Below are 276 nucleotides of genomic sequence, written 5' to 3' on the forward strand. Positions count from 1 at the left end.
CCGACAAGCGACATCCGCAGTGGGCCTGATGACAGACCAAAGCCCCCGTCTTGTTTTCGGTATCGGCGCCAGAGAATCCGCCACCCGTATTGTGGCGCTGAAGCCCGATGGCAAGCGCCTGGAATTGACGAACCCGAAGATTAATACCGTGCTCTCTCTGAGCGAATAGTAATGCTTAGCCGGCGGCCAGGCGCAGCGTCTTCGCCCAGCCGCCAAACTCTTCCGCTAATCCTCTGCTTCCCTCTGTTGCCTTTTTGCAACTCGTAACTCATTGAT

Annotated in this window: 1 protein-coding gene; it reads left to right on the forward strand. The window is 56.5% G+C overall.

Going from position 1 to position 276, the window contains the following annotated elements:
* Positions 1-169: ASPIC/UnbV domain-containing protein (locus I5349_RS14330; protein ID WP_369075572.1), on the forward strand; the 169-nt coding region annotated here is incomplete at its 5' end.
* Between the last annotated feature and the right edge of the window lie 107 nt (positions 170-276).

Origin of the sequence: Penaeicola halotolerans (assembly GCF_016464625.1) — a bacterium.
Lineage (GTDB): Bacteria > Bacteroidota > Bacteroidia > Cytophagales > Cyclobacteriaceae > Penaeicola > Penaeicola halotolerans.